Annotated in this window: 10 protein-coding genes; 8 read left to right on the top strand and 2 right to left on the bottom strand. The window is 71.5% G+C overall.

Translation table 11 applies throughout. The features are described 5' to 3' along the window. Positions 1–415 precede the first annotated feature (415 nt). On the top strand, positions 416–1453 hold the full coding sequence (locus ACZ5TL_RS21630) for a rod shape-determining protein (RefSeq protein ID WP_468591853.1): 1038 nt from the start codon (positions 416–418) through the stop codon (positions 1451–1453). Between the two features lie 192 nt (positions 1454–1645). Here the strand turns inward: ACZ5TL_RS21630 and ACZ5TL_RS21625 are convergent, their stop codons facing one another. Continuing rightward, positions 1646–2599 (bottom strand): anti-sigma factor RsbA family regulatory protein, encoded by a 954-nt coding sequence (locus ACZ5TL_RS21625; protein ID WP_468591695.1) that lies wholly within the window; start codon positions 2597–2599, stop codon positions 1646–1648. Then, positions 2596–2949, bottom strand: coding sequence for an STAS domain-containing protein (locus ACZ5TL_RS21620; RefSeq protein ID WP_468591694.1), 354 nt, complete (start codon positions 2947–2949; stop codon positions 2596–2598). The genes ACZ5TL_RS21625 and ACZ5TL_RS21620 overlap by 4 nt, the downstream gene beginning before the upstream one ends. A gap of 185 nt (positions 2950–3134) precedes the next feature. On the opposite strand from ACZ5TL_RS21620, the gene ACZ5TL_RS21615 reads away from it, so the two are divergent. The 7 genes from ACZ5TL_RS21615 (at position 3135) to ACZ5TL_RS21585 (ending at position 13254) form a co-directional block, all read left to right on the top strand. After that, positions 3135–3830 carry an ANTAR domain-containing response regulator gene (locus ACZ5TL_RS21615; RefSeq protein WP_468591692.1) on the top strand — a complete coding sequence of 232 codons (696 nt, stop codon included), beginning with the start codon at positions 3135–3137 and terminating at the stop codon, positions 3828–3830. Between the two features lie 464 nt (positions 3831–4294). Next, complete coding sequence (locus ACZ5TL_RS21610; protein ID WP_468591691.1) at positions 4295–4537, top strand: DUF6411 family protein; 243 nt, start codon at positions 4295–4297, stop codon at positions 4535–4537. Between the two features lie 25 nt (positions 4538–4562). Next, positions 4563–5528 (top strand): YihY/virulence factor BrkB family protein, encoded by a 966-nt coding sequence (locus ACZ5TL_RS21605; protein WP_468591690.1) that lies wholly within the window; start codon positions 4563–4565, stop codon positions 5526–5528. A gap of 130 nt (positions 5529–5658) precedes the next feature. Continuing rightward, the gene (uppS, locus tag ACZ5TL_RS21600) at positions 5659–7458 is read left to right on the top strand and encodes a polyprenyl diphosphate synthase (protein WP_468591688.1); all 1800 of its coding nucleotides are present in this window, start codon (positions 5659–5661) and stop codon (positions 7456–7458) included. A 373-nt stretch (positions 7459–7831) separates the two neighbouring features. Further along, entirely contained in the window at positions 7832–9685 is a 1854-nt protein-coding gene (locus tag ACZ5TL_RS21595; RefSeq protein ID WP_468591687.1) for a rhamnogalacturonan lyase family protein, read from the top strand. 4 nt (positions 9686–9689) lie between these two features. Beyond that, complete coding sequence (locus ACZ5TL_RS21590; protein WP_468591685.1) at positions 9690–11039, top strand: right-handed parallel beta-helix repeat-containing protein; 1350 nt, start codon at positions 9690–9692, stop codon at positions 11037–11039. Positions 11040–11043: 4 nt separating this feature from the next. Further along, positions 11044–13254 carry a family 43 glycosylhydrolase gene (locus ACZ5TL_RS21585; protein ID WP_468591684.1) on the top strand — a complete coding sequence of 737 codons (2211 nt, stop codon included), beginning with the start codon at positions 11044–11046 and terminating at the stop codon, positions 13252–13254. Positions 13255–13553 lie beyond the last annotated feature (299 nt).

Raw genomic sequence — 13553 nt, 5'->3', positions numbered from 1 at the left:
AGAGGACCCCGGCCTCCTCACACCCCACCCCGACAGCCTGCTGCGCGCCCTCGGCTCCGGCGGCGGGACCGCCGCCACCGGCCTGGTGATCGGGGCCACGGTCGCCGAGCTCGCGGCCGCCCGGCGGGCCGGGCTGCGCTTCATCGGCCTCGCCCGCAACACCACCACCGGCCGGCAGCCGCGCGAGGCCGGCTGCGACCCCACCGTCACCTCCCTCGCGCCCCTGCTGAGGCCGCGCGCTCCCTGTGAGATCCCGAACCCCCCGTTCGGCGGCACCCCGCCCGGCCCCCTCCGAAAGGCGGCCCGGGGCCCTCCCGCGCACGATGCGAGGGAGGCCCGCCACCCGGCGGCCCCACGTCTGCGAGGTCCGCCACCTGGCGGCCTCCCACGGTCTGTGCTCTCGGGAGGACCTGCCATGACCGCCAGTCTGGAGCAGTTGCGCCGCTGCCACTTCGCCGTCGACCTGGGGGCGGCCCGCACCCGCGTCTACGTCAAGGGCGCCGGTCTCGTCGTCGACCAGCCGTCCGCCGCCGCCGTGAACACCCGCACCGGCGCGCTGATCGCGGTCGGCGAGCTCGCGGAGAAGATGACGGGCCGCACCCCGGACTTCATCCGGGTGGTCCGGCCGGTCTCCGGCGGCACCGTCGTGGACATCGAGATGGCGCAGCGCATGCTGCGGCACCTGCTCGGCGACAAGATGCGCCGCAGCCTGCGCCGCAAGCCGATCCTGCGCGCCGCGGCCTGCACCCCGCACGACGCGGACCCGCTCGCCCAGCGCGCCGCGATCGAGACGCTCGTCGGCCTCGGGGCCCGCCGGGTGGAACTCGTCGACACCCTCATCGCCGCCGCCGTCGGCTGCGGGCTGCCCGTGGAGCAGCCCGAGGCCACGATGATCATGGTGTGCGGAGCGGCGGCCACCCAGGTGGCCGTGCTGTCCCTCGGCGCCATCGTGACCGCCGAGCGCATCCCCGTGGGCGGTGACGCCGTCGACCACGCGATCGTGCAGCACCTGCGTCACGAGCACGAGCTGATGCTGCCGAGCCAGTCGGTACGTCCGCTGCAGCTCGCCCTGTCAGGCAACGGTCTCACCCCGCAGGGTCCGTCCTCGACGGAGATCCACGGCCGGGACGTCGCCACGGGCCTGGCCCGTTCCGTCCAGGTCGACACCGCCGCCGTACGGGACGCCATCCAGGCGCCGCTCACCGCGATCCTCGACGGCATCGGCAAGGTGCTGCGGGCCTGCCCGCCCGACCTGGTCGCCGACCTCGCCGACCGGGGGATCATGATGGTCGGCGGCAGTGCCCTGCTGCCGGGCCTGGACCAGATGCTGCGGCAGGCGACCGGCATGCCGGTGCACATCGCCGAGCGCCCGGGCGTGTGCGCGGTACAGGGCCTCGGCGCCATGCTGGAGGGCAGGATCGAGCCGTTGGCACTGGACCCGCTGGGGACCTGATCAGCACCGCGAGCAGAACCGCGCGGGCAGCACCGCGACCGGCACCGCGAACGGCCTCGCCCGAGCAGAACCGCGAGAGCAGCACGCGAACGCCGCCGCGCCAGCAGAACGTGATCAGCCCCCGTGAGCCCTCGTGATCAGAACCCCGTGGTCCGAACCCCGTGCTCCCTGGCCGAGGCTCCGGCCGGGGCGTCAGCGGGTGAACCAGCAGCGCACGGTCGTCCCGTCGTCGCCCCGGTGCACCCGCACCAGGTCGGCGATCAGGTTGACCAGCAGCAGGCCGCGCCCGCCGCGCTGGTCGCGGGGTACGGGCTGGCGCCCGGCCAGGACGTTCGTGATACGCCCCTCGTCGCGCACCTCGCACACCACGTACCCGTCCTCGGCCCACACCCGCAGCACACCCGAGCCGCCGCCGTGCACCACGCTGTTGGTGGTGAGCTCGGCCGCGGAGAGGGCCAGGTCGTCCAGCTTGACGCCGACGAGGCCGAGCCGCGCGCCCTCCCCGACGGCCACGTGCCGTGCGTGGGAGAGCGAGTCGGAGTCGAAGGGGAACGTCAGCGCGTCCCGTACGGGCGTCAGCGGCTCGTTGTAGCGGGTGACGACACCCTCGGGGGCGTACGCGTCGTTGGCCTGCTGAGCCCGGGAACCGGAGGGGATGACGGTGGGGTGGGTCGCGTAGGCGTCCGCGACCATGTGCTCGGGCAGCCTTCCGACGTCGTACGGACACAGGATGGTCGCCGTGCGACCCCGGAAGGCGGCGTTGATGAGCGCCTCGTGCTGGGCACAGGCGGGGTATTCGAGGTCGGAGCGTCCGGCCCAGACCGGCTCGCCGATGATCCGCACCCGACGGCCGGCCGGCTGGGCGTCGGCGAAGGCGCGCAGCACGCCGGGGATGATCCGCCCCGGGTTGCGTCCGGCCTCGCGCATGTCCAGGAGCCGCACGTCCGCGGCGGCGTCACCGAGTGCGTCCCGGATCAGGACGAGGTTCTTGCCGGGCACGGCGACCGCCACCGGGTCACCGGCCTCCAGTCCGTCGTACACGAAGGGCAGGGTGCCGTCGAGGTACTCCTGCTCGTCCCGGTAGAAGAGCGCCGGGTGGGCGAAGGGGTCGAGGGGCCCGAAGGGTTCGGTCACGGCAACGGTCATGACGACGCCACCTCGATCCCGGCGTGGCCGGGCCACAGCAGGTCCAGCGTCCGGCGCAGGGCCGCCGGCGGCCGGCGCACCACGAACCGCCGGCCGTCGGGAAGCTGCCCGGCGGCCGCCGCGAGCGCCCCGGCACCCGCGACGTCGACGAACGTCACATCGGACAGCTCCAGGTAGTACACGTCCTCACCTTCGCGAACGGCCTGCTCCAGTACGCCTTCCCAGATCGAGCGCGTCGTCAGGCCGACCTCGCCCGCCGCCCGGACGCCCTGCTGCCCGGCCAGCGGGAAAACCGCCAGGCCCGGCTCGGGACCACGGGACCCGGCGGCCGGCAGCTGCTGAGTGTTCACGCCCTCTCCCCACGCTCGTGGCCCACAGCGCTCGTACCCGCACCGGACACGGTCATTCCCTCCAACCGTGTGTAGTAAGCCGTACGGCGGGCAGGCGCACCTCCACACCGACGTCGACGGGGGTGAGTGGCGTCGTGCAGTCCGGCGAGACGAACCCGACCGATGAGGACCGACAAGGCGGTGACATGACCTCAGCGGCATCACCACATCCCACGGGAAGGCTGAACACCCTGGTGATCAGTGGCCGCGTGGACGCGGACCGCGCCGAGCTCACCCCGAGCGGTGAGCTCGTCCACGGTTGCGCGGAGATCCTGGCCAAGACCCTGGCCGACCTGCCGGCCACCGTCACCCGGGTCGATCTGGACATGGGGGGCGTGCACTTCATGGACACGGCCGGCCTGCGGTTCCTGGAGGTGCTGGGCGAGCACGGCCGGCAAGGGGCGCTGGCGGTCACGGCCACGAACTGGAACGGCCAGCCGCGGCGGATCCTGGAGCTGGCGGGTCTGGACACGGCCGACCCGCTGAGCGGCCGGGACATGACCGGCCCGGCCCTGGCGCCGCCGTCGGCTCCCGCTCCCTCGGTGGTCTGCCTGGAACGCGCGGAGCGCATGCACGTCCTCCAGGAGGAGGTCGAGCAGCTGCGTCACGCCATCGCCTCCCGGCCGGTCATCGACCAGGCGCGGGGGATCCTGATGGCGACGCACGGCTGCACGTCCGACGAGGCGTGGCACATTCTGCGGGAGACGTCCCAGCTGTCGAACACGAAGCTGCGGGATGTCGCGGCGGCGGTGACCGCGAGCGCGGAGACGGACGGCCCGGCGCCGTCGGCCGCGCTGCGCTCGGCGTTGCAGAGGGCTGTCGCGAGGCGCCGTCACGGCTGAGGGGCCGTGGGTGACGGTCGCGCCCGGCACCGCCCGCACCCCCTACGACCCGCACCCCCTCCGACCCGCAGCTCAGGCGCTACGCGGGCGTCCGCGGTCGGCGCGGCGTGGACATCGCCCTGGTCTCCTGCTCCTGGCGGCCCGGTGCCACCGCGCGGGCGGTCCTTCCGTGCCCACCGGGGTACACGGCAGCCGACAGCCGCGCGAGGAGACAGACCATGAGCGACCACACCCCGTCCCAGGCCGAAGGCGAGCGCGACGACGACGACCGGGACACGCCCCCCGGCCCACCCCGTCCCAGGCGGAGGGCGAACGCGACGACGACACGGAAGGCACCGCGACCGACGACGCCGGAACGAACGGCTGACGTCCCCCGGGCCGGGACCGCACGCCCGGGGCGCCGGCCACATGGAGGCGGCACGACGGGGCACCCGTGTCTCCCCGACCAGTCAAGGGAGCAGCCCGTGATCGTCGCCGTCGTCATCGCCGGATGTGTCGTCCTGGCCGCGCTGGCCTTCCTCGTCCCCCGTCTGTCCCGTCACCCCGAGCGCGGGACCCAGCGCTCGCTCGGCGCCGGCGCCCGGGCCGGCGGCAAGGCGCCCGGAGTCCTGGGCAGGCTCTTCGCCAAGCCCTTCCACACCGGTTCCCGCGCGGTGAGCCGCAGCGGCTCGGCCGGCCGCCGCACGCGGGGCCGCATGCCCTTCTGACGCGTGACAGACGGAGACCCTCTCGATGGGCACCGCAGCGCACGTCCCGCAGACGCGGGACATGATCGGGGAGGAACTCTCCGGAGACGAGGCGTTCGCCGCGCTGCGGCACTACGGAGGCCGCCGGCTGCTCTTCGACGCGTTCACCCGGTTCCGCTACGCCGACGGCTTCAGCAGCTCCCGATCCCTCGCCTTCCAGGTGGTCCTGGGCATGGTGCCGTTCACAATCGCGCTGGTCGGCGTGGCGACCACCGTGCACACGGAGAGCGTGGGACGGGTCATCGAACTCACCCTCGGCCACATCGTGCCCGGCGCCAGCGCGGAGCTGGTCGAGGACGCCCTGGACGGCACCGCGCGCAGCGCCGGTTCCTCCGTCTGGGGCGCCGTCGCGATGTGGCTGGGCCTGGGCTTCGCCGTCCTCAACCTGGCCTCGGCGATGGCCCAGGTCGAGCGGGGCGCCAACCGCATCTACGGCATCGAGCGCGACCGCCCCTTCCTGGCCAAGTACGGCCGGTCCCTGCTGCTCGCCCTCGCCGCGGGCATGCCGATGGTCCTGGGGTTCCTCGTGCTCGTGGCGGGGGACGCCGTCGGGCGTGCGGTGGTGGAGGCCCTCGGCTGGTCCCGCGCGTGGCTCGGCTGGTGGGGTGCGCTCGACGTGGTGCTCGGCGTGGTGCTCGCGTGGGTCGCCTCGGCGGTGATCTTCCGCTGGGCTCCCCGCCGGATCCAGCCGGGCTACACCTGGCTGGCGTTCGGCTCCGCGGTCCATCTGGTGCTGTGGGTCGGGGCCACCTGGCTGCTGGCGCTCTACGTCGCCGAGAGCGGATCCTTCGGCGCGGTGTACGGGCCGCTGACGGCGTTCGTCGCCCTGTTGCTGTGGGCCAACCTGACCGGTGTGGCGCTGTTCCTCGGCATCGCGTTCGCCGCGCAGCTGGAGGCGGCCCGGGCCGGCATCTCCGAGGCCGTGCGGCCGGACCCGGGCCCGGGGGCGTGAGGTACCCGGGCGGCGGGACGTTCCCGCGGGCGCCCCGGCTCCGCGAGCCCGGGGAGGGGCCGGGACGGATCGCTGACGCGCACCGGTCCCTGCTGATCACCGGGCCGGACCAGGACGTATGGTCCTCGTTGTGAGCGATCCCGCGACCACGGCACCGGCAGACCGACGAGCCACCTCCGACCTGCCGGTGACCGGCGACGACCCGGCACTGCGGGCGGCCTACCGGCTGTGCAGGCGCCGCACGAGACACGAGGATCCGGCGGAGTACGCCCTGATCCAGCTGGTCCCCGCCGCCCTGCGCCCGGCGCTTCACGCCCTGTGGGCCGCGGCCAACGCCCTCGACGACCTGGGCGACGACCGCACCGCCCCCGCCGCCGAACGGGCCGCCCGGGTGGAGGCCTGGATCACCGCCCTGCACCGCGAACTGCCCACCGGGACAAGCGAGGACCCGATCCGCCACGCCCTGGTGGACACCGCGGCCCGCTGGCGCCTGGACCTGTCCGAACTGAGCGGCGCCATGACCCAGGTCCAGGACGACACGCGCGGCAGGCGCTTCACGGACTGGACCGAGTGGCGCACCTGGGGCCGGGACAACCTGCTGCCCTGGTTCAGCCAGGTCCGCGCGGTGTTCGACCGGGCCGGCGTCCCCGTCGCCCTGCGTCTGGACACGCGGGAGAACTACGAGGAGTTCCTCGACGGCGTCCGGCTCACCGACATCCTCACGGACCTGTCCGCCGACCTCGCCCAGGGCGACCTCCTGCTGCCCGCCGAGGCCCTCGACCAGCACCCCGGTTCCGCGGACGACCTGACCCGGCGCCGCTTCAGCCCCGCCGTCTCCGGGCTGATCGCGCACCTGACCGGGCTGGCCCGCCAGTGGGTCACCCAGCCCGCCCTCACCCGCGGCATGCACCCCGGCCCCGCGACCGTCCTGCACACGATGGCCGCGCTGCTGCGCGCCCAGCTCGACGCGATCGACTCGGCCGGCCCGTCCCTCCTGCGCACCCCGCCCCGGCCCTCGCTCCGCGCCCGGGCCCGCGTCCTGGTCCCCGCCCGCACCCGCGCGGCCCTGGCCTGGAGCCTGACGCCCCTGACGGTCCCGCCCCCGCAGCGAGCCACCCCGCGCAGGCCCTTCACGCCCGCGCAGCCGGCGGCCCCTGTGACCTTCCGTCGCCCGCCGCCCCACCCCAGCGGTGAGCAGCCCCCGCCCGTCCCGCCCGGCGGCCTTCCCTCCCACGTCGCCGTGATCATGGACGGCAACGGCCGCTGGGCCCAGCAGCGCGGCCTGCCCCGGCACGAGGGCCACCGGGCCGGCGCCGACGCCGTACGCGAAGTGGTCCACGGCGCCCTGGAACTCGGCCTGCGCCACCTGACGCTCTACACGTTCTCCACCGAGAACTGGAACCGCGACCCCGAAGAGGTCGACGCGATCCTCGGCCTCCTGCGCCGCGACGTGGCCGACAACCCCTTCCGCGATCTCGACGTCCACCTGCGCTGGCACGGCCGCGCCGGGCGCCTGCCCGCCGACCTGGTCGACCTTCTCCACCTGCGGGAGCGCACCACCCGCACCCGCACCGGCCTGACGGTGACGATGTGCATCGACTACGGCGGCCGGGACGAGATCACCCGCACCGCCGCCGCCCTGGCCCGCCGGGCCCGGGCCGGTCATCTGGACCCGGACCTGATCTCCGAGGAGGACTTCGCACGGCACCTGCCCCACCCGGACATGCCGGACGTGGACCTGCTCTGGCGCACCGGGAGCGAACAGCGCGTCTCCAACTTCCTCCCGTGGCACACGGCCTACGCCGAGCTCCACTTCACCCCCGGGCTCTGGCCCGACACCGACCGCCGGGACCTCTGGCGGGCCGTCACCACGTACACCCGCCGCCAACGCCGCCTCGGGGCCACTCCGGCCGCGGCGGGACCTCCGTGACGCGGAAGGCGGGACGCGGAACGCGGGAGGGCTGAGGCGGGAGGCGGGACGCGAGGTGGTGAGCGCTCTGGTCCGCGTGCCTCGGGCCCCGCGACCCGGTGCGCCTGGTCCCCTCCCGGGCGGGAGACAGCACCCCACCGACCGAAGGCATGAGTTTAAGCGTTTGCACTGACGTCCGGGGTCATGACTGAGCGGCAGAGCGATCACTACCAGCGCTGACGGCGCTGAGCGCCGCACATATTGACACGATCATGTCATCGCGGCTAGTAAACGTTTTAAGACCGCCTCAGGCGGAGGGCACCGATGCCCGAACTGTCCCGGCGCACTCGTGGCCGGTGGTGATCACCCGCTCTGCTCCTGCACGGGAGGATCCATGAAACGTTCCATCAAAGCCTCGTTGGCCGGGGCCGCAGCCGTCCTGCTGTCCGCCGCGACTACGACGTTCTCGGTCGACGCCGGTGCCGCGACGCCGGCGGACGGCGTCACGGCGGCGGCCGCCAGGCCGATGGAGAACCTCGGCCGCGGCGTCGTGGCCGTACGGTCGAGCAACACCAGTGTTCTCGTCTCCTGGCGGCTGCTGGGACTCGATCCGGACGGCATCGGGTTCAACGTGTACCGGTCCACAGCCGGAGGCCAGGAGGCCAGGCTCAACTCCGCGGTCCTGACCCAAGGCACCAACTTCACCGACTCGACGGCCGACTTGTCCCGGTCGAACACCTACCGGGTACGGCCCGTGATCAACGGCGTGGAGCAGCCACCGAGCGGCGCCTTCACCCTGACCGCCAACCACGCCGTCGAGCCGGCCGTTCGCATACCGCTGCGCGCCGGTGGCCCGGTGAAGTTCGTCTGGGTCGGCGACCTCGACGGCGACGGTGAGTACGACTTCGTCCTGGACCGCCAGACATCGCCGCAGACACTCGAGGCCTACCGGCGCGACGGGCAGCTCCTCTGGTCGGTCAACATGGGGCCGAACAGCACCAACCAGAACAACATCGAAGGCGGATCGTCCACCATCGACGTCGGCCACAACGACGGCGTGACCGTCTACGACTTCGACAGCGACGGCCGCGCCGAGGTCGCCGTGCGGATCGCCAACGGAGTCCGCTTCGGTAACGGCACCACCTTCACCCACAGCGACAACAACCGCCAGTTCATCGCGATTCTCGACGGCATGACCGGGGCGCCCCGCGCGACCGCTCCCGTGCCGACGGACTACCTGGCGGACGGCCCGATGTACGCCCGGTTCGGTGTGGGTTACCTCGACGGTTCCCGGCCCAGTCTGGTCGCCTTCATGAAGAACCGGAGGGGCAACGGGGCGTTCAACCTCATGATGGGCGCCTGGCAGTTCACCGGCCAGTCCCTGACCCAGCAGTGGAAGTGGCTGCGCGGCAACCAGAACACACCCGACGGGCACAACACCCGCGTCATCGACGTCAACGGCGACGGGACCGACGAGGTCGCCGAGATCGGGTTCGTGCTCAACGGCAACGGCACCCTGCGGTACTCCCTGGGCCCCGCGGGCGTCGTCCACGGCGACCGCTTCCACATCGCCAAGATGGACCCCGACCGCCCGGGACTGCAGGGCTACGGCGTCCAGCAGAACAACCCCAGCGGTCTGCGTGAGTACTACTACGACGCCGCAGGCGGCTCCATGATCTGGCGGCACTCCGCGTCCGGCACCGCCGACGTGGGACGCGGCATGGCCGGCGACATCGACCCGCGGTTCCCCGGCATGGAGGTCTGGTCCTTCTCAGGCCTCTACAACGCACCCGCCAACCGCCTCACCGAACCGAACACCTCGCTGCGTCCCTGGCCGCAGCTGGGCCTGTGGTGGGACGGCGACATCACGATGGAACTGCTCAACGACGGCAAGTTCGAGAAGTGGGACCCGAACAACCCCAAGCCCACCAACAGCCTGGCACGACTGCTCACCACCTCGCGCTACGGAGCGGTCGACGCCAGCCAGAACGTCCAGCCCACCTTCTACGGCGACATCCTCGGCGACTGGCGCGAGGAGGCCGTGTACACCAACGCGAGCCACAACCAGCTGATCATCTTCACCACCGACCACCCGACGAGCACACGGCTGTACACGCTCGCCCACAACCCCGCCTACCGCAACGCCATGACGCTCAAGGGATACATGCAGTCCCACCACGTGGACTACTTCCTCGGTGCCGGCATGACCCGGCCGCCCCGGCCGAACATCACCTACTCAGGGAGGTGACGCTGTGAGAACCGCGAAGTTCGTCACTCCAGTCCTCCTGCTCTCGGTCGTCACGGCGAGTTCCCTCACGATGGCCCCCGCCTCGGCGTCCGCGAGCGACGAGGCGGCCGGAAACACCTACTACGTCGCCCCGAACGGGAACGACGGCGCAGCGGGCACGCAGAACGCTCCGTGGGCATCGATCGCCCGCGCGCAGGCCGTCGCCAAGGCGGGTGACACGGTCTATCTCCGGGGCGGCACCTACGCCTACACCCGCGCGAACAGCGCCTGTTCGAGCCAGACCTCGAGAGTCGACGCGATCACCCTGAACAAGAGCGGCAGTCCGGGCAACCCGATCCGGTACTGGGCCCACCCGGGCGAGAAACCGGTCTTCGACTTCTCGCGGATGACGGACAACTGCCGCATCAAGGGCTTCAACGTCACCGGCAACTGGATCCACCTCAAGGGACTGGAAGTCAAGGGCGTTCCCCAGAACAACAACCGGAACGCCGAGTCCTGGGGCATCTGGATCTCCGGCAGCAACGGCGTCTTCGAGCAGATCGACACCCACCACCACATGGGAACAGGCCTGTTCATCAACGGCGGGAGCGGCAACCTCGTCCTCAACTCGGACTCGCACGACAACTACGACCCGCGCAGCAAGGACGGGCCCGGCGAGAACGCCGACGGGTTCGGTTCGCACTACACGCCGGCCGGCCGCTCGGCGAACGTGTTCCGGGGCTGCCGAGCCTGGTGGAACGCCGATGACGGGTTCGACCTCATCTCCACCTACTCGCCCGTGACCATCGAGAACTCCTGGGCGTGGCGCAACGGGTACATGCCGGGGACGACGACGCCCTCCGGCAACGGAGCCGGCTTCAAGTCGGGCGGCTACGGGGGCGACTACGAAGCCAACGCGCCCAAGCACACCGTCCGCTTCTCGGTGGCGTTCCTCAACAAGGCGGCCGGCTTCTACGCCAACCACCACCCGGTGGCCAACGACTTCTTCAACAACACCGGCTACGGAAACCACCCCAACTTCAACATGCGGGGGATCGACTCCCGCGGCGCCGCCGTCGGCCGGGGCAACCTGCGCAACAACATCGCCTACACCGGCACGCCGACGTCGTACATGACCGGCACGAACGCCGCGTACAACTCCTGGAACCTCGGCGTCCCCCTGTCGGACTCCCAGTTCCGGAGTGTGTCGACGTCCGGCTGGGACGCGCCCCGCCAGACCGACGGGAGCCTGCCCGTACTGCCCCACCTCCGTCTCGCGACGAACAGCGCCCTGATCGACAGGGGCACCGACGTGGGACTGCCCTTCAGCGGAAGCGCGCCGGATCCCGGCGCCTTTGAGAACGATGGAAGGTGACATAGTGAAGCAAAGATCGCGTGTCGTTTCGAAGTACTGGAAGGCAGCTGCCGCCGCCCTGTTGTCCGTGGCGTTAGCGGCACCACTCTCGGCGGGCACCGCTGCGGCGGAGACACCCGCAACGAAGACACCGGCGACGAAGACACCGGCAACGGCGCTCCAGGACCAGGGCGCCGCCGCCGCACCGGTGGTGGATCGCGGCCTCGAGTACCTGGTGTCCGACTACCGGACACGCACTCCGTCGAAGTACACGGCTGACTCCTGGAAGCCCTTCGCCAAGGCGTTGACCGACGCGGCCGATGTCGCCGACGACACCTCGGCCGGCACGTCTGAGGTCGCCGCCGCGAAGACGGCACTGATGACCGCCGCCGCCGACCTGGAGGCCGCCGACGAAGGCACGTTCCAGACCATCACGAACAACACCTTCTGGAACGACACCAGCGGCAACCCCATCTATTCGCAGGGCGGCGGGGTCTTCAAGTTCGGCGACACCTACTACTGGTACGGCGTGCACTACACCGGCGCCGAGCTCTACCGGGCCAATCCGACGAGGAAGTACGACGGCAACGTCAGCTTCGTCTCGATCCCCGTGTACTCGTCCAAGGACCTGGTGAACTGGAAGTTCGAGAACCGGGTCGCGACGCGCTCCACCGGGGTGGGCAGTGGCGCCAACCTGGGTGGTGCGGGCTGGGTCGGGCGGCTCGGCGTCTCGTACAACGAGAACACCGGCAAGTACGTGCTCGCCGTGCAGATGTGGCACACGGGCAGGGGCGGGCACGGCGTTCTGCTGCTGCAGGGCGACTCACCCACCGACACCTTCGACTACGGCTACTTCCAGACGCAGATCACCAACTCGCCCACGACCGGAACCGGAGATCAGACCGTCTTCACCGACGACGACGGCAAGGACTACCTGATCTTCTCCAACCGCGAAGGACGGTCGCGCGGCTTCGTGGCCAAGTTCCGGGAGTCCGACTCGCTGCGGATCGAGCCGGGCGTGCAGATCCGCCGCGGCGACGGTCGCGAGGGCAACGCCATGTTCAAGCTCGACGGCAAGTACTACCACGCGGCGTCGGCCCTGCACGGCTGGAACACCTCGGTCAACTACGTCAATGAGTCGACCAGCAGCAACGTTCAGGGCTCGTACAGCAGCGAGTACGTCCTTGCCGGCACCGAGATGGACTACAGCCACGTGACCCAGACCGGGTTCTTCGTGACGGTCAACGGCACCAAGCAGAACACGGTGATCTACGCCGGCGACCGCTGGGCCGACTTCGCCTGGAACGGCATCGGGTACAACCAGTGGGTGCCGATAACCAAGACCGGCGCGAGGCCGCAGTTCCACTCGGTGAGCCAGTGGCAGTTCAACGTCACGACCGGAGAGTGGCGGGTCGGGCCGGCGAACAACTACATCCTCAACCCGGACATCCAGGCTGACCGCATCATCGTCTCCAGTGTGCGGGGATGGCGGAACCTCGGCGGTTCGGTGACCAACGTCAACGGTGGTGCGAACGGGTCCCGCTTCGCCCTCCAGGTGAGCAACAGCGGCGGCGTCGAGCAGCGGATCGCGTCGGTGCCCGCAGGCACCTACACCCTGTCCCTGCACGCTCGGGGTAGCGCCGGACAGGTCGTGATCACCGGCGCCAACGGCAGCCAACGCACCCTCGGCATCCCGTCGTCGAGCGGCTGGGCCAAGCGCGAGCTCACCGGCATCGCGCTGCCCAGCGGGGCCGCCACCGTCACCGTGCGGGCGTCGGGTTCGGGCGGCGTCACCGTCGACCAACTCTCACTGGTCAAGACCTCTGCCGACGCGCCATCGGGACAGCGATACGAGGCCGAGACCGCGCCGGCGGTGTGCCAGGGCACGGTCGACTCGGATCACGCCGGCTTCTCCGGCGGCGGGTTCTGCAACGGCGATGCCGCTGCGGGGGCCTTCGCACAGTTCACCGTGACACCCGCGACCGCCGGTACGGCGACGGTGTCGGTCCGGTTCGCCAATGGCGCCGACAGCGGTGCGAGGCCGGCGAACCTGGTCGTCAACGGGTCCACGGTGGGAACCGTGTCGTTCGAGTCCACCGGCGCGTGGTCGACGTGGTCGACCAAGACCGTGACCGTCCCGCTGAACGCCGGCAGCAACACCATCCGCCTGGATCCGACCACCGCGGCCGGACTGCCCAACGTCGACTACCTCGACATCGGTGCCGCGACCGGCTGACATCCCTTGCCCCGCCGCCCGGCGACCGAGCGGGCGGCGGGTCCCGGTATCTGGTCGGCCGGGCGGACCGTGGCCGACCAGATACCGGAGCGAGGATCCCTGATCCCGAATGAGAGGGCAGGCCCGCTCCGGGTCGGAGACGCCGTCGACGTTGGTGCCTTCGGCCAGGGCATCCTCCGGGTCGATGCCCGCTTCGGTGACCGTGATGGTGCCGCCGGTCGACTCCACCTCGTATGGAGAGCCCTGGCGCGCCGGTCGTCGGCAGCCTCTCGGCCCGCCCCGGCCACCTCCCCGTCGGA

Source organism: Streptomyces sp. NPDC033136 (assembly GCF_055578235.1).
The sequence above is the reverse complement of the archived record's forward strand: the minus strand, read 5'-3'. Positions and strand labels throughout refer to the sequence as shown.

Coding starts and splice junctions, on each gene's coding strand:
- ACZ5TL_RS21630 (WP_468591853.1), top strand. CDS start 416: ATGACCGCCAGTCTGGAGCAGTTGCGCCGCTGCCACTTCGCCGTCGAC.
- ACZ5TL_RS21625 (WP_468591695.1), bottom strand. CDS start 2,599: ATGACCGTTGCCGTGACCGAACCCTTCGGGCCCCTCGACCCCTTCGCC.
- ACZ5TL_RS21615 (WP_468591692.1), top strand. CDS start 3,135: ATGACCTCAGCGGCATCACCACATCCCACGGGAAGGCTGAACACCCTG.
- ACZ5TL_RS21605 (WP_468591690.1), top strand. CDS start 4,563: ATGGGCACCGCAGCGCACGTCCCGCAGACGCGGGACATGATCGGGGAG.
- ACZ5TL_RS21595 (WP_468591687.1), top strand. CDS start 7,832: ATGAAACGTTCCATCAAAGCCTCGTTGGCCGGGGCCGCAGCCGTCCTG.